We start from the raw sequence: 19,895 nt of genomic DNA, 5'->3' as shown, positions 1-19,895 counted from the left end.
CCATGATTCCGAACCTGATGAACAAATTTTCCAATCCATTGCAGCAGGCCGTGTCGCGCCGCAATTTCCTGCTCGGCGCATTGGCGACAGCCGGTGGCCTGGCTGTCGGCTTTCGCGTTCTCGAGGCCGTTCCGGCCGAAGCGGCAACGGACAGCAGCGGCAAGGCTGCCAACGCCTTCAGCCCCTACGTGCTGATCGACGCAGACGGCAAGGTCACAGTCCTGTCGTCGCAGTTCGAAATGGGCCAGGGAGCCTATAACGGCATCGGCACGCTCGTTGCAGAAGAACTCGACGCGGATTGGTCCGCCATCGAGGTCGTCGGCGTTGCCGGTGACGTCAAGGCCTACGGGAACGTGGCCTTCGGCGGTGCGCTCCAGGGCACCGGTGGTTCAACATCGATGTTCACTTCGTGGGACCGCTACCGCCAGGCGGGTGCAGCGACACGCGCCATGCTGGTTGCGGCAGCAGCTGCCGAATGGGCCGTGCCCGCATCCGAGATCACCGTGGAAAATGGCGTCCTGAAGCATGCGTCCGGCAAGGAAAGTGGCTTCGGCGCGTTTGCTGCCAAGGCGGCGACAATGCCGGTTCCCACCACTCTCGTGCTGAAGCAGCCGGCCGATTGGAAACTCATCGGCAATGAGAGCCTGAAGCGTTTCGACAGCGCCCGCAAGGCAAACGGTACCGAGCAATATACTCTGGACGTGAAACTTCCCGGCATGCTCACCGCCGTGATGATCCACCCACCGCTGTTTGGCGCCAAGGTCAAGTCGTTCGACGCGGTTGCGGCCCGTGCGATCAAGGGCGTGGTTGATGTCGTCGAAACACCACGCGGCGTCGCCGTCGTGGCTGAACATATGTGGGCCGCCATCAAGGGCCGCGAGGCAGTCACGGTGGAATGGGACGACAGCGCCGCCGAAAAGCGCGGCACCGCCGAGTTGTTCACCAGTTACAAGGAGATCGCCGCAAAAGCACCAGCCGCCGTGGCACGCAAGGATGGCGATGTGGATGCCGGTTTTGCATCCGCCGCCAAGGTCATCGAATCGACCTACGAGTTCCCTTACCTGTCGCATGCGCCGATGGAACCGCTGAATGCCGTGGCGCGCATGAACGAGGATGGCACGCTGGAAATCTGGGGCGGACACCAGTTCCCCGACGTGTATCAGGGGCTCGCGGGCCAGATCGTCGGGATCACCCCGGACAAGGTCAAGCTGTGGGTGATGAAAACCGGCGGCAGCTTTGGCCGGCGGGCTGTCTTCGATGGCGATATCGTGGTCGAAGCCGTCTATGTGGCGAAGGCGATCGGCTACAAGGCACCGGTCAAGGTCCAGTGGACCCGCGAAGATGACATGCGTGCCGGGCGCTATCGTCCGCTTTTCGTCCACCATGTGAAGGCCGCACTCGATGACAAGGGCCAACTGATTGCGATGAGCGATCACATTGTCGGCCAGTCGATCATGGCCAAGACCATGTTCGAGAGCATGGTCCAGAACGGCGTCGATCCGACCTCTGTCGAGGGCATGCACAACATGCCTTACAAGATCCCCAACCAGGCGATCGGCCTGACCTCGACCGACGTCGGCGTGCCGGTCTTATGGTGGCGCTCGGTCGGTAATACCCATACGGCTTTCGTCGCTGAAACCTTCATGGACGAAATGGCCGAGGCTGCCGGCCAGGACCCAATTGCTTTCCGGCTTTCGCTGCTTGAGCCGCAGTCGCGTCATGCAGTGCTGCTCAAGTTGGTCGCGGACAAGGCCGGCTGGGCAGAACCGGCTCGGGAAGGCCTGTTCAGGGGCGTCGCGGTCGCCGAAAGCTTTGGCACCGTGGTGGCGCAGATCGCCGAGGTCACGGTCGACGCCTCCGGCGGCTTCAAGGTCGAACGTGTGGTGGCGGCTGTCGATTGTGGCCTGGCGATCAATCCGGACCAGGTTCGCGCCCAAGTCGAGGGCGGCATCGGCTTTGGATTGGGAGCTATCATGGGTGAAGAAATCACCTTGACGGACGGACAGGTCGATCAGGGCAATTTCGACGTCTACACGCCCCTGCGCATCGACGCGATGCCGAAAGTCGAGGTGCACATCCTGGCATCCGCCAATCCACCTTCTGGCATCGGCGAACCAGGTGTTCCTCCCATCGGGCCTGCCGTCGCAAACGCCCTTTACAAGGCGCGCGGCAAGCGTCTGCGTGTCATGCCCTTCTCCAAATCCATGGAATCGTAACCCAGAAACCCCGGCTCCAGCCGAGCCGGGGTTTCAATTCCCTCGCCGTCAAAATCAACGACAGCTGAAGGTCGATCGCGCGGACTGTACCGTTCGGTGCTTGCTTCAACCCTTTCAACGACATTCGAACCGCCAGTGCTGAACAACGGGCAGACCCAAGTCCGTTCTGCGGCCTGCCCTGGTTAAGATGGCACTCCTTCGAAACGCTCAACGGCGAACAAGCCGATTGAATGCGTGTTTTTTCGACCTTTGTTGCGCTCGTCTTGAGCAAGCACGCGCCCCTCTGCCCCATTACTGTGCACCCACAACTCTGCCCAAAAAATATCTTGACGGGCGCCGAAATTCGGCATTCACTGAACCAATCATCAATTGGTTCGGACCAATCATGCCAGGCACCCCCGCTCCGGAAAGTTCGAAGGAAAACTCCAATTACGCGCTGGAAAAGCTGCGGGATCTCCTTCGACACGGCGACGTCGCGGCCGACGGAAAGCTGCCGACGGAGCGCATGCTGAGCGAAACACTGGGCCTAAGCCGTCGGGCGATCCGTCGGGCGCTGGAGGTTCTGGAGGCCGAAGGCGCGATCTGGCGCAAGCAGGGATCCGGCACCTATGTCGGCCAGAAGCCGGACGACTGGAGCGAGCAGTTAGAGACTATCGTGGCTGGCACCAATTTCATGGAAATCATGGAAGTGCGCCTGCGGATCGAACCGCAGTTGGCGCAACTGGCCGCCCTTCGCGCCAAGGGCAGCGACATCGACATCATGCGCGAGCTTGCCCAGAAGATCCTCGCCAGCGAAGATGCCGACGCCAAGGAATTGTGGGATGGCGCCCTGCACCGGCAGATCGCGCAAGCCGCCGGAAACCAGCTCTTCCTGTCGATCTTCGATGTCATCAACCAGGTGCGCCAGGATGACGCCTGGCAATCGATCCGCGAGCGCGCCCGCAGCAGCGCCAACACCATGGGCATATCCAATGCCCAGCATGCGACCATCATCGACGCCATTGCGGCGCGCGATCCGGCAAAGGCCGGTGAAGCGATGCGCCAGCACCTGTTGATGCTGCAGGAGAGGCTGATCCGCCAGACATCCATGGACCACCTGGAGAACGACCCGCTCGGCGATGTGTCCTGAGTGCACAGTTCCGGCCGCTGCCGGACAATAATCAACGTCGGGGAAACAACCGGCGACACCCGTGAAAACAGAAAACCACACCAGAGGATTTTTCGACCATGAAGATACTGTCCCGATTTTCCGCCCTACTCCTGGCGAGCGCCATGCTTGCAGGCCCCGCACTCTCGGCCGAGCTTCGCATCGGCCTGCAGGACGATGCCGACGTACTAGATCCGGCCCAGTCGCGAACCTTTGTCGGCCGTATCGTCTACACCGCCATGTGCGACAAGCTTGTCGACGTTTCGCCCGACCTGAAGATCGTGCCGCAGCTGGCGACCGAATGGGCCTGGTCCGCCGACGGCAAGGAACTGACCATGAAACTGCGCGAAGGTGTCAAGTTCCATGACGATACGCCCTTCAATGCGGCAGCGGTGGTGGCTACCATCGAGCGCAACAAGACGCTGCCGGAATCGCGCCGCAAGAGCGAGCTGACTTCGGTGGAAAAGGTTGAAGCCACCGGCGACTACGCCGTCAAGTTCACGCTCAAGGCGCCGGACGTGACGCTGCTCGCCCAGCTCTCCGACCGCGCCGGCATGATCGTCTCACCGAAGGCCGCGGCCGAACTCGGCGCCAATTTCGGCTCCAAGCCGGTCTGCGCCGGACCGTTCAAATTCGTCGAGCGCATCCAGCAGGATCGCATCGTGCTCGAAAAATTCGCCGACTACTGGGACAAGGACAAGGTGTTTATCGACAAGGTCACCTATCTGCCGATCCCCGACACCACGGTGCGGCTTGCCAACCTGCGCTCGGGCGAACTGGATATGATCGAGCGACTGGCGGCAACCGACGCGACATCGGTCAAGGCAGACGACAGCCTGACATATTCCGACGTCGTCAACATCGGCTACATGGCGCTCTATGTGAACATCGCCAACGGCGCGCGCGCCGACAATCCGTTCGGTAAGGACAAGCGCCTGCGCCAGGCCTTCTCGCTCGCCATCGACCGCGAAGCGCTGAACCAGGTGGTCTATGAAGGCACGGCCGTCGGCGGCAACCAGCCCTTCCCACCGAACAGCCCGTGGTTCAACAAGGACCTGCCGGTTCCGGCCCGCGACCTCGAAAAGGCAAAGGCCCTGATCAAGGAAGCCGGTTTCGAGCGGGTGCCGATCGAAATGCAGATTCCCAACAATCCGGTTGCTGCCCAGATGATGCAGATCGTCCAGGCGATGGTGGCCGAGGCCGGCTTCGACGTCAGCCTGAAGACCACCGAATTTGCGACGCTGCTCAGCGAACAGACCGCCGGCAACTATCAACTCAGCCGCTCCGACTGGTCCGGCCGCGTCGACCCTGACGGCAACCTGCACCAGTTCGTCACCTGCGAGGGCGGCATCAACGACACCAAATACTGCAATCCGGAAGTCGACACGCTGCTGAACGAAGCCCGCGCCTCGACCGACGATGCCGTGCGCAAGCAGAAATACGATGCCGCCGGCAAAATCCTCAACGACGACCTGCCTGTGATCTATCTCGGCCACCAGTCGTGGATCTGGGCAACGAAGAAAGAGGTCACCGGCTTCGTTCCTTCGCCTGATGGCATGATCCGCCTGCTCGGCGTCAAGAAGGGCTGATCCGCCTCGATCTCTCCTGCGGAGCGCCAAACGCTCCGCAGGGACCTCCCAAAATCAGGACCGGATGTTCATGCATATCTACATCGGAAAACGGCTGCTGGTCGCCATACCGACGCTTTTGATCGTGTCGATCTTCGTCTTCTCACTGCAAAAGCTGCTGCCGGGTGACCCGATCCTTGCCATGGCCGGTGAAGAGCGCGATCCGCAGGTGATCGAATTCCTGCGGGAGAAATACCGCCTGAACGATCCCGTCGTTTATCAATACGGCTACTGGATCGCCAATGTGCTGCAGGGCGATTTCGGCATGTCGCTGCGCACCAACCAGCCGGTGCTGGAACTGATCGGCGAGAAACTGCCCGTCACCATTCAGCTGGCGGTGATGTCGATGATATTCGCCTTTGTCATCGGTGTGCCGATGGGCATCCTGGCCGCCGTCAAGAAGAACACCGCCATCGACTACATCGCCAATATCGTCGCCCTCTCGGGTCTCTCGATCCCGAACTTCTGGCTGGGCATCATGCTGATCCTACTGGTCTCGGTCAAACTCGGCTGGCTGCCGGCCTCCGGCTACGAGTCGATCTTCGTCGACCCGGTGCGCTCCATTGAAACGATGATCATGCCCGCCTTCGTGCTGGGGACAGCACTTGCCGCCACCTTGATGCGGCACACCCGCTCGGCCATGCTCAGCGTTATGAAGGCCGATTACATCCGCACCGCCCGCGCCAAGGGCCTGTCGGAACGGGTCGTCATTCTCAGCCACACCTTCCGCAATGCGCTGCTGCCAATCGTGACGCTCAGTGCCCTCCTGTTCGGAGAATTGCTGGCCGGCGCCGTGCTCACCGAACAGATCTTCACCATTCCGGGCTTCGGCAAGCTTATCGTCGATGCGGTGTTCAATCGCGACTATGCCGTGGTGCAGGGTGTCGTGCTGTGCACCGCCGTCGGCTTCATCCTGATGAACCTGGTTGCCGACGTGCTCTATGTCATCCTCAATCCGCGCATGAGGGCAAGCCTATGACCGCGCTCGGACAGACCGGCAGCGTGGCCGTTCCCACCAAGAGTGGCAATCGCGCCTGGCGCAAGCTCAAGGCCAATCGCAGCGCGCTGGTCGGCCTTTGCATCATCCTGTTCTTTGCGCTTCTGGCTCTCGCCGCGCCGCTTCTGCCGATCCCCGATCCGCTGGCGACCAGTTGGACCGCCATTCGCAAGGCGCCGTCAGCGGCGCACTGGATGGGCACCGACGATATCGGCCGCGATATCCTGTCGCGCATGATCTGGGGTGCGCAGGCCTCGCTGATGGCGGGCATCTTTTCGGTCGCCATCTCGATCGTCATCGGCGTGCCTTTCGGCCTGATCGCCGGCTATTTCGGCGGCTGGGTTGATCAGGTGATTTCGCGCATCACGGAAGCCTTTCTCGCCCTGCCCTTCCTGATCATGGCGATTGCGCTCGCCGCCTTTCTCGGCCCCAGCCTCACCAATGCGATGATCGCCATCGGCCTGTCGGCCATGCCGGTCTTCGTGCGGCTGACGCGTGGCCAGGTTCTTGCCGTCAAGACGGAGGATTATGTCGAAGGTGCCCGCTCGATCGGCCTTGGCCATCTCGACATCATGCTGCGCTACATCCTGCCCAATATCACCGCACCGATCATCGTCCAGGCCACCCTGACGGTGGCGACCGCGATCATTGCCGAGGCAAGCCTATCCTTCCTCGGGCTTGGCCAGCAGCCGCCGGCGCCGAGCTGGGGCTCGATGCTCAATGTCGCGAAGAACTTCCTCGATCAGGCACCCTGGATGGCCATGTGGCCGGGGGTGGCGATCTTCCTCGTGGTGATCGGTTTCAATCTGCTCGGCGATGGTCTGCGCGATGCACTCGACCCCCGGGAATCCTAAGAATAGAACTGAAGGAATAGTCGATGACTGAGTTTACCACCCGCCCGGAGATCCTCGGCACGTTCGGCGTTGTCACCTCGACCCACTGGATCGCGTCGGCCGTCGGCATGAGCATCCTGGAAAAGGGCGGCAATGCCTTTGATGCGGCTGTTGCCACCGGTTTTGTGCTGCAGATTCTCGAGCCGCATCTGGTGGGGCCGGGCGGCGACATGCCGGCGCTGATCTATTCGGCAAAGACCGGCAAGGTCGAGGTGATCTGTGCGCAAGGGCCGGCCCCGGCAGGCGCGACAATCGAGCACTATACCGCCGAGGGCCTTGACCTGATCCCCGGCGACGGGTTGCTGGCGACCGTTATTCCGGGCGCCTTCGACGGCTGGATGCTGATGCTGCGCGACTTCGGCACGATGACTGTACGCGAGGTGCTGGAACCGGCCATCCATTATGCCGAACACGGTCACCCGATGCTGCCGCGCGTCTCGGCGACTATCAAGGGGCTGGCCAACTTCTTCGAAAAGGAATGGCCGACATCCTATGCGACCTGGCTGCCGGGCGGCGTGGCGCCCGAACCGCATGCGCTGTTTTGCAATCCGGCTCTCGCCGCCACCTATACCCGCATCGTCAGGGAGGCGGAACGCGCCACCGGCCGCGAAAACCAGATCGACGCGGCGCGTGATGCCTTCTACCGCGGCTTCGTCGCCGAAGCGATCGAGGACTACCTGAAGACCGCCGAAGTGATGGATGCCAGCGGCAACCGCCACAAGGGCGTCCTGACCGCAGCGGATATGTCCGGCTGGTCTGCGACGATCGAAGCGCCGCAGACATTTGACTATCATGGTTGGACCGTGGCCAAGACAGGCCCATGGGGCCAAGGTCCGGTGCTGCTGCAATCGCTGGCGCTGCTGAAAGGCATCGATGTCGCGGCGATGGACCCGCTGGGCGCCGATTTCGTCCACACCGTCGTGGAAACCATGAAGCTCGCCTATGCCGACCGAGAGGTCTATTACGGCGATCCGGCTTTTGCTGCCGTGCCGATAGAGCAATTGCTGTCGGATGCCTATAATGACGAGCGCCGCAAGCTGATCACGTCGCAGGCGTCGATGACGCTGCGTCCGGGCCGATTGCCGGGCTACGAGAATCAGCACGACCTCACCATGGAAATGCTGGCCTCCATGTCAGGCACCGGTGCCGTCTACGAACCCACCATGTCGCATCTGACCGAAAAGCGCGGCGACACCGTGCATATCGATGTCATCGACCGCGAAGGCAACATGGTCTCGGTCACGCCTTCCGGCGGTTGGCTGCAATCCTCGCCGATCGTGCCGGGCCTCGGCTTCTGCCTCAATTCCCGCGCGCAGATGTTCTGGCTGAAACCAGGCCTGCCGACCTCGCTCGCCCCTGGCAAGCGGCCGCGCACCACGCTGACACCGTCGATGGCGCTCTACGAAGGCCGCCCGACGCTCGCCTTCGGTACACCCGGCGGCGACCAGCAGGACCAGTGGCAGTTGTCCTTCTTCCTGCGCTACGTGCATCACAAGCAGAACCTGCAGGCCGCGATCGACATGCCGCTGTTCCACACCGCACATTTCCCCGGCTCCTTCTATCCGCGCACCAGCCAACCGGGCAATGTGATGATCGAGAGCAGTATCGGCGCGGAGACAATCAAGGCGCTGAAAGCCATGGGCCACGACATTACCGAGGCCGATCCGTGGAGCGTTGGTCGCCTTACTGCGGCACGCCGCGATGCCGGTGGATTGCTGCGGGCGGCTGCGACGCCACGGCTGATGCAAGCCTATGCGATCGGGAGATAATCGATGACCTGGTCCATCGTCGCCCGCGATCCTGCCACTGGTCATCTCGGAATCGCCGTCGCCAGCCGCTTCTTCGCGGTCGGTGCCGCGGTTCCCCATATGCGCGGCCGCTTCGGTGCGATTGCCACGCAGGCCTTCGTCAGCCCGCTCTACGGCACGGATGGCCTCACGCTTCTGGTCGAAGGCCATTCTCCGGCTGACATCATCGCGATCCTGACCGGTCGCGACGACGGCTGCCAGCAGCGGCAGATGCATCTGATCGACGGGCAAGGTCGCAATGCCGCCTTCACCGGCACAAAATGCATCGACTGGGCCGGGCACCTTGTCGATGACAACGTCTCGGTGGCCGGCAACATGCTGGCCGGACCTGACGTCATTGCCGAAACCCTGCGGGTCTACAAGGCGACGGCGGGCCTGCCGCTGGCCGAGCGGCTGCTGGCGGCCATGGATGCCGGCGAGGCGTCCGGCGGTGACAAGCGCGGGCGGCAATCGGCAGCGCTGAAGATCTACCGCGATCAGGATTATGCCTGGCTCGACATCCGCGCCGACGACCATCCCGATCCGCTCGGAGAATTGCGCAGGCTTTATGCGGTGGCGCAGGAGCGTTTCCTGCATGTCGCGGAAACCATGCCGACCCACGACAATCCCCATGGCCTGACCGACCGCCGGCTGATCGATGAGACGATCGCCGCCCTTGAAGCGGCGCGCATCGCCGAGGGTCACCCCTCGCCTTCCTTTGCCACGCCGCTGAAACCAGCCTGAACAAGCCCCCGATGATCGGAGCCGGAAAGCCATGATGTCCATGACAACAGCAGCAGCCCAGACAGAGACCCCCGCCGTACTTACCGTCGAGGGTCTGACGACCTCGTTTCTGGTCGACGGTCAATGGCGGCCGGTGGTGCGCAACATTTCCTTCGACGTGAAGCCCAGGGAAACCGTGGCCATTGTCGGGGAATCCGGCTCCGGCAAAAGCGTGACTTCCCTGTCGATCATGCGGCTTTTGGCCCGTGACCAGGCGCGCGTCGAAGGCCGGGTGCTGCTGAACGGCCGGGATATTCTGGCGTTGCCGGAAAAGGAGATGCAGGCGATACGCGGCAATGTCGCCGCGATGATCTTCCAGGAGCCGATGACCAGCCTCAATCCGATCTTCACCATCGGACGGCAGATCTCCGAAGTGCTGACACGGCACAAGGGTCTCTCGAAAACGGATGCCCGCACCGAGACCGTGCGCATGCTGGACAAGGTGCGCATTCCGAATGCCGCGAACCGGTTCGACGACTATCCGCACCAGTTTTCCGGCGGCATGCGCCAGCGCGTGATGATCGCCATGGCGCTGGCCTCACGCCCCAACCTTCTGATCGCCGACGAACCCACGACGGCGCTCGATGTGACGATCCAGGGCCAGATTCTCGATCTGATCAAGGAGTTGCAGGAGGAGGACGGCATGTCGGTGCTGTTCATCACCCATGATATGGGCGTGGTTGCCGAGATCGCCGACCGCACCATCGTCATGCTGCGCGGCGACGTGGTCGAGCAGGGACAGACCGCCGACGTCTTTCATCGCGGCCGGCATGCCTATACACGCGCGCTTCTCGCGGCCGTGCCGAAGTTGGGTTCGATGCATGGCCATGCCTGGCCGCTGCGTTTCCCGATCGTCGATATCGGTTCGGGCCTGGCAAGCGTACCGACCGAAGTGGCGAACACCGTCGACACGCGCAAGACGCCGGTGCTGTCGGTCAAGAACCTGGTGACACGTTTTCCGATCCGCAGCGGCCTGTTCGGCCGGCAGACCGGGGCCGTGCATGCCGTGGAGGATGTCACGTTCGATCTCTTCCAGGGCGAGACGCTGTCGATCGTCGGCGAAAGCGGATGCGGCAAGTCGACCACCGGGCGCTCGATCACCCGGCTGATCGAACCGGACAGCGGCGAGGTGCATCTCGACGGCTACAATGTGCTGGCGCTGGATCAGCCAAGCCTGCGCGCCATGCGCCGCAGCGTGCAGATGATTTTTCAGGATCCGTTCTCCAGCCTCAATCCGCGCATGACGGTGGGAGCTGCCATTGCCGAGCCCTATCTCAAGCACCGCCTCGGAAGCCAGGAAGAGGCGCAGGCCAAGGTTGCGGATCTCATGCGCAAGGTCGGCCTTGTGCCTGAGATGATGGATCGCTATCCGCATGAATTCTCCGGTGGACAGCGCCAGCGCATTGCCATTGCCCGCGCCCTGTCGCTCGATCCGAAGGTCATCGTTGCCGATGAAAGTGTCTCGGCTCTCGATGTTTCGATCAAGGCACAGGTCTGCAACCTGTTGATGGACCTGCAGGAAGAACTCAACCTCGCCTTCCTGTTCATCAGCCATGACATGGCTGTGGTCGAGCGCATCAGCCACCGCGTCGCCGTGATGTATCTCGGTGAAATTGTCGAGATCGGCCCGCGCGCCGCAATCTTCGACAATCCGCAGCATGCCTATACGAAAAAATTGATGGCAGCCGTTCCGGTTCCTGATCCAGAGCGGCGCGGCCTGAGGCGAAGTGCGGCGATCGACGAGTTGAAAAGCCCCGTGCGTCCGGCAGGCTATGCGCCGCCACAGCGTGAATATCGGGAAATCACGCCCGGCCACTTCGTTCAGTTGTGATCCCAGCTTCGAAGCGGCTTGCCACTCCAGAACGGATTCAACAAGTTAGCACCAAAAGAAGGCGCCACAGCCTCCCGCTCCTTGCCACCATTTGCGGAAGCTGATCGGTCCCAGGCAAAGCGTGAAAGTGTCGAATCACCCCGGTCATCGCGTTGATCAGCCTGATCTGATCTGGCCTGATCTGATCTGGCTTGGTCTCTCGAGCACTGCCGTCCGGCTTGCAGGCCCGAACCGGGTTCGGTCGCCACCGAACTCCAGGCTTTGATCATGATCGGCAAAAGCGTAAGGTCCGCGATGGGCACGTTCCAGAGACCGCTTCGGACAGTCACGACCGGCATTCTGCTGGGCACAATCGGCGCTGCCTTGGTGCCTGATTACGTCGCTGCCGCCGAGGCGGAGGACAGACCCGGCTGCCTCTACCAACGCGCGGACGACCAACTCTGCATTCGGCAGGAGACATTCAACGCCGATCTGTGCCGCATGATTGGCCACTTTGCCGATTCCCATGACGTGCCCTCCGCCTTCTTTGCCCGCCTCATCTGGCGCGAAAGCCTGTTTCGACCGGAAGCGGTCAGCCCGAAGGGTGCCGAGGGCATTGCGCAGTTCATGCCGAATACCGCCAAAAGGCGCGGCCTCGACAACAGCTTCGACGTCATTGACGCCCTGGACGCATCGGCAGCCTATCTCAAGGCGCTGCACACCCGGTTCGGGAATTTCGGTTTTGCCGCGGCCGCTTACAATGCCGGAGAAAACGGGCTCGGGCGCTTCCTGTCCAAAGGACGGCTTCCGATCGAGACACGGGACTATGTCTTTGCAATCACCGGCAACATCATCGAGACATGGCGCGACGCTCCGCCCGTCATCGCAGCTCCGGCACTGGACGAGGCGCTGCCATTCGAGGAGGCCTGCACAAATCTGGCGCAAACGCGCCGGATGAACGAGCCCGTGCTTGCCGGATCGGCCGACTGGGCACCCTGGGGTGTCCAGCTTGCTGCACATTTCCGCCCTTCCGTCGTGGACCATCTGTTCAGGCGCGCAATCAGCAGCCTGCCTGAACCACTCAATGCCGAGCGTGCCCTGATCGTCCGTCAGCGTGGCGGGAATTTCGGATACCGAACGCGCTACGCAGCAAGGATCGGGCGTGAGACACGACAGGAGGCGACCAAGCTCTGCGCCGCCATTCGCGCTGCCGCCGTGCCCTGCACGGTCTTTCGAAACCGATGAGAATGGTTGCTTGTCAACCGGTTGCCATCCACGGCTGCGTACCAGAGCCACCCGTGCCCGTGCGCGCACCCTGTCCTTCGTGCACGATACAGGCGACCGCGTCGCGGCTGCCCGACGAGGCACTTTTCCACCTCACATCGAGCTGACAACCTTTTCTGAAGCGTCGTGAAAAACTTGCATCCACATGCCAGCTAGCTGTCGACGTTTCCACCTGTTTGCATTAGAAACGCACTAGACCGTTGATAAGCACGCGCCAGAACGATAAGTTCTGCCCGCGAGTCAAACGGCTGCACAATTAAAGAGGAACTATCATGGCGACCGGTACGGTTAAATTTTTCGCTGAAGACAAGGGCTTCGGCTTCATCACGCCTGACAATGGCGGTCCAGACGTTTTCGTTCACGTTTCTGCCTTGCAGCAGGGCGGCTCGCTGAGAGACGGTGACAAGGTCAGCTTCGAAGTTGGCCAGGATCGCAAGACGGGCAAGTCGAAGGCCGAAAGCGTCAGCGTTCTCTGATCGCTTCAGGATACGGATTCAGCCTGCCTCAACGGGCGGGCTGAATCTGTCTCAAATTCTACGACACCTGGCATTACACAGCGTAAAGCGTAGTGGACACGTGCAGCATTGCATCGGTCCCGGATAACTTCGGCCGGTGACTTTTGATGTTTCCAATCCCTCAGATAGGCCATTCTCATGGCACAAGGATCTGAGGAACAGTTGGAGCCAGCAGCTTTCGCATTGATATCAAGCAGCTGACATCATCGACATGGCGACCAGCCATTGATCGCTCCATTGATCGACGGGCCTTGAGCCGCGCTCCGCCAAATAGCTCTTAATTCCATCCGACAAGTTCTCTTCTTCTCCGGTGGGGCAGTCGGCATCGAAGTCGACGTCAGAGCGCCTCTCAGACCACATCGACATGAAGCGAAGAGGGGTTGCTCATTCCATGAGCCGGCAAGCCGCATGCCATCGCCTTCAATTGCTGATTGACGGGCACCGGTGCTGGTGTGCAAATATGGCGGCAAGAACGCTCCAACCTCGCGCGGGAAAGCTCTATCATGGACGCGTCATGGACGGCCCTATGCTTGAGAACAAGAATGCAACTTCAGGTCGCGGTCCTGACGCTAACCCTGTGGCTCCCCGCATTTTCCGCCCTTGCGCAAGCATCTGCACCCAGTCCCTCACAACCGGAAAGCGTGCAGCAATTTATTGAGCTCATCGCCAATCCAGACGTGCAGAAATGGCTTCTCGATCAGGCTGCCCCTTCGCAGGCAGCCGAACGACCCGCAGCCCCACACATCGAACCTGATATTTCCTTCGCCGGTTTCACCATGCGCTTGCGATCGCATATGGCAAGCCTCTTCGATGCGAGCCAATCGTTCCCGTCGCAGACGATGCAGGCGGCCGACCTGCTCAATCAGGAAATCCGCGAGAGCCGCGGGATACGACCAACGTTTCTGGTCGCAGCCTTCCTTGCCGTCGGTCTGCTAGCCCAATGGCTCTTCCGTCGGCTAACCGTTGGATGGCGCGCATGGATGGCACAGGCGCCATTTTCCACCGTTCACGAGCGAACGCTTGCAGTGGGGACACGGCTGCTTTGGGCGGCATGTTATCTGGCATCCTTCGCCATCGGCAGCATCGGCTTTTTCCTGCTGTTTGCATGGCCGCCGCTGATCCGCGAAATCGTCGTCGGCTATCTGCTCGCCATCGTCGTGTTCCGGCTGGCCAGTGCCTTGGTCACCGTCCTCCTGGCACCGCCAGGTTCGACAGACCCCACGCTGCACATTCACCGTGTCATTCCGGTCAGTGATGCGGCCGCCGCCCATTGGGCAAAACGCGCAGTCTATCTGATCGGCTGGTATGCCTTCGGCTGGGTCACGATCAGGCTGCTCGGAACAATGGGCTTTTCCATTCCTGCCCAGCAACTCGTGGCCTATTCACTGGGCCTGGTGCTACTCGCTATCGGCATCGAAGCCGTCTGGCGGCGGCCTCAGGCTTCAACCCTGACGGAACAGAGGCCACGCATCAGCTGGCGGGCGAAAAATACACTCTGGACGCTCTACTTCGTCGCGATCTGGATTCTGTGGGTCGTGGGGGCCATGAAGCTGTTCTGGCTTGCCGTGGTGATTGCCGCCCTGCCGGGCTCGGTGATCCTTGCCAAGGCGTCGGTCAACAATATGCTTGGCGCAAAAGACGCGTACGGCGATGACGGCTCGACCACGACAGTCCTGTCAGTGATCGTCGAGCGCGGCATTCGAGCCGGGTTGATCATCGGGTCGATTGTCTTTCTCGCCGATGTGCTCGGGGTGGAGCTCACCGAGATGACCATGCAGGATTCGCCGACACTGCGCCTGGTGCGCGGCATCCTGAGTGCCGGGATCATTGTTCTCGCCGTCGACCTGATCTGGAACGTCACCAAGGTGCTGATCGATCGGAAACTCGGACAAACGCAAGTGATGTTCGAGATCGGAAGCGAACAGGAGCGACGGCGTGCGCGTATCCGTACTCTGTTGCCGATCCTGAAAAACGTGCTGATGATCCTCCTGGTCGCCATTGCCGTGATGATGGGACTGTCATCACTTGGTGTCGAAATCGGACCTTTGATCGCCGGCGCCGGCGTTGTCGGCGTGGCCATCGGGTTTGGCGCGCAGACCGTCGTCAAGGACGTGATCAGCGGCATGTTTTACCTGCTGGACGATGCGTTCCGCGTTGGTGAATACATCCAGAGCGGCAGTTACAAGGGTACTGTCGAGTCCTTCAGCCTGCGCTCTATCAAGTTGCGCCACCATCGCGGTCCCATCTTCATTGTACCCTTCAGCGAGCTTGGAGCCGTGCAGAACATGAGCCGTGACTGGTCTGTGGTAAAATTCATGCTGACAGTTTCCTATGACGCGGACATCGCCAAGGTCAAATCCATCACCAAGACCGTCGGCAAGACCCTGAAGGATGACGAGGAGTTCCTGCCGTTCATCATAGAAAACCTCAAGATGAAGGGCGTGGAGGAGTTTACCGACTACGGCATCAAATTGAGTTTCGGCATGACCCTCAAACCGACGCAGTTGCAATCCGCGATCCGCCGGCGGGCCTATGCCATGCTGCGGGAGGCCTTCAAGCAGAATGGGATCGAATTTGCGCAACCGACCGTCCAGATCGGCGGGGATGACAAGAACCCTGCCGCGGCAGCGGCCCAGATTCAACTTCAGGCACAACAAAGGGAGGCAGCAATTGGCGCCCTGGCGAAATAGTTCACGTCGTCGCGCCTGATGCGCGTAGGGCATATGGACAATGTCATCCGGAACAATGTCCGTTTGATCGGCTTGATCAGCTTGTGCCACTGAACGTCTGCTTTCACCAGCAAGCCGACCTCGTATCTCTGGAAACCCAAGTCTTGCCCCAGGAACCGAAGCGTGAGGAACGCTTCCCATTCGATGGACCATCGCCATGAAAAACGTCGCACCTATCATGCTTGTTGCATTCGCTCTTTCCGGCTGCTCTGCAACGACAGTCGAACCCATTCCCGGCAGCATCACCTATAGCGGGCAGCCGCAGAGCAGGCTGGCCAAGGCCCCAGTAGGCAGCACATTCACGCATCGCCTGATCGACCAGAATGGTCGACGGGCGGAGGAAACATACCTCATCCTTCCCGACAGATCGTTGAAGCTAATCAGCAGACGCACGATCGAATTTGATTTGTCGCGTCAACGTTGAGGCTCAGGCACATTCGCACACACTGAAAAGGAAGGTACGGCCATACGGTCGGGCTCACCCAGAGCTTGCGTGCGAGAGCGCCTGAAAATTAGCAGAACGTCGGACGGCGGGACCGCAATGCGAGAACGGCTTCCAATGCATGTCCCGCTCTCAGCACTGTGCCATCTTCAAAATGTCGACCGATGATCTGGATTGAGGTCGGAAGGCCGGCGGGTGTGAAACCGTTGCAAAGCGCAAGCGCGGGGCCGCCGGTCAAATTGAACGGGCGCGTCAGCGACAGTTCAGCCTCTCCGATTTCTGTATGCTCATAACCAAGGACCTGTGCGGGTTTCTTCGTGGTTGGCAAGACCAGAACATCGACGTCTCGCATGCGTTCGCTGAGGTCGGCAACCAGCGCAGCCTTCTGCTTTTGCGCCTGAATGTAATCGACAGCGCGGAAGGCCTTGCCATCGGCAAAGCGCGATCGGGTGACTCCGGTAAAGCGGTCGGGATATGCTTCAAGTTCTGCTCTGTGCTCCTCATATTCCTCCGGCCAGGAAATCGTATTCACCAGCGAGCAATACAGGTCGAATTCGCTTAGCCGCACGGTCGAAATATGCGCGCCCAACCGCTCGAAAGCAGACAACGAGTGCTCCATCGCGTCGAGCACCGCATCATCCATATGCGGATCGTCTTCGTAAAAGTGGCGCACGACACCAACCCGAAGACCGTGGACACCGTCCTGCAACATTGATGTGTCCGGACGCCTGAACCTCGTGATTTCTGTATCTTGAGGATCGCATGACACCATTGCAGACAGCATCAGGGCGCAATCTTCCACGGTCCATGCAATCGGGCCGACGCAGTCCAGCGATCGCGACAGCGGAAGCACACCACGACGGCTGACCAGCCCGTTCGTCGGCTTCATGCCGGACACACCGCACCAGGCTGCCGGATCACGGATCGAACTGGCAGTCTCCGTCCCGATCGAACCGGCGCAAAAGCCGGCAGCCGTCGCTGCAGCCGATCCGCTCGACGACGAGGACGGATCGAGCTCAAGGTTCCACGGATTGCGGGTCGCCGGCCATGGCAGATCAAACTGAGTGCCACCCATGGCATATTCCGCAGTTGCCTGTTTGCCGAGAATAATCGCTCCCCCCCGTTTCATGGCTTCGACCACGCCTGCATCGCGGTCGGCGACCGCATCGCGCCTATGCGCCGCCTGCGCCGTTGTCGGCATCCCCTCAACGTCGATCAGATCCTTTATGCCGACCGGAATCCCGTGAAGCGGTCCGAGCCAATCTCCGTTTTTCATGTCCTGCTCGGCTCGTGCCGCGTCCAGCAACGCGCCCTCTGTCCGCACGCAGTTGAAGCTGTGGAGGTGAACATCACACAAAGCGATCCGATCGATATAAGCCTGTGTCAATTCGACGGGGGAGATTTCCCTTGACCGTATGCGGCGGGACAATTCTGCAAGCGGCAACTGGGTCAATTCAGCCATGTCGAACCCCTTCGATACGCTCCGGATTGACTGAAGCAACTAAGCGCTGTTCGAGATTCGCCAAGAAGCTCTCGATGTCCGTCCACAACTCCTCCTCATCTTCAAGTCCGATGCTGAGGCGCAGGATCAGATCCGGACCACCCCACGCGGTCGCGCTGCGAAAGCGTTCAACCGACATCGGCGCAACCAGGCTGCGGGTCCCGCCCCAGGATGCACCGATGGCAAACAACCGGAATGTATCGAGCGCCGCCGCGACATGAGGCGACGCCTCATCGGTAAAGGTCATGCTGAACACCCCACTGGAACCGAGAAAATCCCGTTTCCAGACAGCATGTCCGGCAAAGTTTTCCAGAGCCGGATGCAGAACCGCATCCACCAAGGGGTGCTTTGCCATCCTGCGGGCAAAATTCAACGCAACCCGTTCGGAATGGCGCAAGCGAACCCCGAGTGTCTCGAACCCGCGCAGCACAAGTGAGGCATCGTCCGGCGAAACGCCAATGCCCATGCGTCCCACCAGCGACCTGATCGGTTGCAGCAGTGCCTCGTCTCCAATGGTGATCGATCCCATCAATATGTCTGAATGACCCGAGACGAATTTCGTCAGCGCTTCCGTGACGATGTCGGCTCCATGGAGAAGCGGCTTGAAATTGAGCGGCGTCGCCCAGGTATTGTCGACCCCAACCAGCGCACCGCGCGCATGGGCAATGGCGGAGATCCGGGGTAGATCAAGGACCTCCATCGTTGTCGACCCCGGGCTCTCGCACCAGACGATCTTCGTCCTGTCGCTTATTTTCCCACTGAGGTCTTCCGGGGCAAGCGGGTCAAAAAAGTCCACATCGACACCAAGCCGACGCAGATCGGTTTCCGCCAGATCGCGCATCGGCGGATAGGCCGTATCGACGATCAGCACATGATCACCTGCGGCAACAAACGGAAGGATCGCAAGCGCGTTTGCCGCCTGACCTGACGGCGTCAGGAAAGACCAGACACCTCCTTCGAGACTGGTGAGCTTAGCCTCCAGGGTTCGCGTCGTCGGCGTGCCGTAGAGACCGTAGGAATAACCCTGGTGACCGCGCTCCCCACGGGCAGCGTAGGCCGCAGCATCCTTGAACACGATCGTCGATCCACGATGGACGCCCACCCCCAGAGGATCAAAACCTTCGGACGAGACCGCCGGGGTGAGCACACATTGGGTCAGATCTTTCATGGGGCAAGTGCCTTTCGGAAAATGCTTCGGATGCCTTGGAACGACAATTCCTTTTTAGGCAAGCGGCTGCTATGTCTATTCTTCTTGGTTATGGAATCGGGTCGAGTTGCGCGATGAATTTGCGGCAGGTGGAAGTTTTCAGGGTCGTGATGACGAATGGCACCACGGCGCGGGCCGCCGAAGTCCTGCATATTTCGCAACCCGCGGTCAGCAAAATGATCCAGGAGCTCGAGCGCTCCCTCGACTTCGATCTCTTCCATCGCATCAAGGGACGATTGCTGCCGACGGCTGAAGGACAGCTTTTCTTTCGAGAGGTCGAACAGGCATTCCTTGGCCTGACGCACCTGCGCGGCGCGGCGGCGCGAATTCGCGACTATGGGTCGGGCGAACTGCGGATCGCCTGCCTTTCGGCCTTGTCGACCAACGTGCTCCCCCGCGTGTTGCGCAGCTTCATGGATCGAAACCCGAACATCGCGATCACCTTTCAGGCACGAATGTCCTCGAATGTTCGCGATCTCGTCGCCTCCGGCCAGTTCGATCTCGGCATCGTCGCCGACGAAATCGACAGGACGGGGGTTGAAGTTCAGCCCTTCACCCAGTTTCGCGTGGCCATAGCAATTCCGGAGGGCCACCCTCTCGAGGCGCTGGATGTCGTTCATGCTGCCGATCTCGCTGGACAGCCCTTTATTGCCCTTGCTCCCGAAGACACCACCCGACGTGAAGCCGAACGGGCGTTCGAGATCGCCGGGATCACCGTTCGCACCGTGATCGAAACACCTTACTCGACGACCATCTGCTCCATGGTGGCGGCCGGCATCGGCGTCGGCCTTGTGAACCCGCTGACGGCCGAGCCCTATATCGGTCAGGGACTGACGCTGCGACCGTTCGAGCCCGCCCTGCATTTTCGTACACTCCTGATTACGCCGCCCAACCGACTTCCTTCCCTCGCCCTTGAAGCGTTCATCGAGGAACTGAAGCGCGCCGTTGCCTGACTG

15 protein-coding genes are annotated in these 19,895 nt (G+C 60.8%); 13 read left to right on the top strand and 2 right to left on the bottom strand.

Going from position 1 to position 19,895, the window contains the following annotated elements:
• Nucleotides 1–2: 2 nt before the first annotated feature.
• From GVK95_RS11040 to GVK95_RS10985, 12 genes are all read left to right on the top strand, one after another.
• Nucleotides 3–2,216: a xanthine dehydrogenase family protein molybdopterin-binding subunit gene (locus tag GVK95_RS11040; RefSeq protein ID WP_159949406.1), complete on the top strand. Its 2,214-nt coding sequence runs from the start codon at nt 3–5 to the stop codon at nt 2,214–2,216.
• A 385-nt stretch (nt 2,217–2,601) separates the two neighbouring features.
• On the top strand, nt 2,602–3,345 hold the full coding sequence (locus GVK95_RS11035) for a FadR/GntR family transcriptional regulator (protein ID WP_159949404.1): 744 nt from the start codon (nt 2,602–2,604) through the stop codon (nt 3,343–3,345).
• Between the two features lie 98 nt (nt 3,346–3,443).
• The gene (locus GVK95_RS11030) at nt 3,444–4,952 is read left to right on the top strand and encodes an ABC transporter substrate-binding protein (protein ID WP_159949402.1); all 1,509 of its coding nucleotides are present in this window, start codon (nt 3,444–3,446) and stop codon (nt 4,950–4,952) included.
• A 70-nt stretch (nt 4,953–5,022) separates the two neighbouring features.
• Nucleotides 5,023–5,970 carry an ABC transporter permease gene (locus tag GVK95_RS11025; RefSeq protein ID WP_159949400.1) on the top strand — a complete coding sequence of 316 codons (948 nt, stop codon included), beginning with the start codon at nt 5,023–5,025 and terminating at the stop codon, nt 5,968–5,970.
• The gene (locus GVK95_RS11020) at nt 5,967–6,842 is read left to right on the top strand and encodes an ABC transporter permease (RefSeq protein WP_159949398.1); all 876 of its coding nucleotides are present in this window, start codon (nt 5,967–5,969) and stop codon (nt 6,840–6,842) included. Before GVK95_RS11025 ends, GVK95_RS11020 begins: the two co-directional genes overlap by 4 nt.
• 23 nt (nt 6,843–6,865) lie before the next feature.
• Nucleotides 6,866–8,650, top strand: coding sequence for a gamma-glutamyltransferase family protein (locus tag GVK95_RS11015; protein ID WP_159949396.1), 1,785 nt, complete (start codon nt 6,866–6,868; stop codon nt 8,648–8,650).
• Between the two features lie 3 nt (nt 8,651–8,653).
• On the top strand, nt 8,654–9,412 hold the full coding sequence (locus GVK95_RS11010) for a DUF1028 domain-containing protein (RefSeq protein ID WP_159949394.1): 759 nt from the start codon (nt 8,654–8,656) through the stop codon (nt 9,410–9,412).
• A gap of 40 nt (nt 9,413–9,452) precedes the next feature.
• Nucleotides 9,453–11,282 carry an ABC transporter ATP-binding protein gene (locus GVK95_RS11005; protein ID WP_159949539.1) on the top strand — a complete coding sequence of 610 codons (1,830 nt, stop codon included), beginning with the start codon at nt 9,453–9,455 and terminating at the stop codon, nt 11,280–11,282.
• 267 nt (nt 11,283–11,549) lie between these two features.
• Nucleotides 11,550–12,506, top strand: a complete 957-nt coding sequence (locus GVK95_RS11000; protein ID WP_244618735.1) for a lytic transglycosylase domain-containing protein — start codon at nt 11,550–11,552, stop codon at nt 12,504–12,506.
• A gap of 311 nt (nt 12,507–12,817) precedes the next feature.
• A complete protein-coding gene (locus GVK95_RS10995) occupies nt 12,818–13,021 on the top strand; it encodes a cold-shock protein (RefSeq protein WP_007606708.1) in 204 nt (67 codons plus the stop codon).
• 581 nt (nt 13,022–13,602) lie between these two features.
• Entirely contained in the window at nt 13,603–15,750 is a 2,148-nt protein-coding gene (locus tag GVK95_RS10990) for a mechanosensitive ion channel family protein (RefSeq protein ID WP_159949392.1), read from the top strand.
• 196 nt (nt 15,751–15,946) lie between these two features.
• The gene (locus GVK95_RS10985) at nt 15,947–16,213 is read left to right on the top strand and encodes a hypothetical protein (RefSeq protein ID WP_159949390.1); all 267 of its coding nucleotides are present in this window, start codon (nt 15,947–15,949) and stop codon (nt 16,211–16,213) included.
• A gap of 88 nt (nt 16,214–16,301) precedes the next feature.
• Here the strand turns inward: GVK95_RS10985 and GVK95_RS10980 are convergent, their stop codons facing one another.
• Nucleotides 16,302–17,693, bottom strand: a complete 1,392-nt coding sequence (locus GVK95_RS10980; protein WP_159949388.1) for an amidase — start codon at nt 17,691–17,693, stop codon at nt 16,302–16,304.
• Nucleotides 17,686–18,900, bottom strand: coding sequence for a PLP-dependent transferase (locus tag GVK95_RS10975; RefSeq protein ID WP_159949386.1), 1,215 nt, complete (start codon nt 18,898–18,900; stop codon nt 17,686–17,688). The genes GVK95_RS10980 and GVK95_RS10975 overlap by 8 nt, the downstream gene beginning before the upstream one ends.
• A gap of 71 nt (nt 18,901–18,971) precedes the next feature.
• Here GVK95_RS10975 and GVK95_RS10970 point away from each other — a divergent pair, with 71 nt between their 5' ends.
• Nucleotides 18,972–19,892, top strand: coding sequence for a LysR substrate-binding domain-containing protein (locus GVK95_RS10970; RefSeq protein WP_348532452.1), 921 nt, complete (start codon nt 18,972–18,974; stop codon nt 19,890–19,892).
• The last annotated feature ends 3 nt before the right edge of the window (nt 19,893–19,895 follow it).

Origin of the sequence: Rhizobium sp. 18065 (assembly GCF_902706095.1) — a bacterium.
In the GTDB taxonomy this organism is placed as follows: Bacteria; Pseudomonadota; Alphaproteobacteria; order Rhizobiales; family Rhizobiaceae; genus Allorhizobium.
The sequence above is the reverse complement of the archived record's forward strand: the minus strand, read 5'-3'. Positions and strand labels throughout refer to the sequence as shown.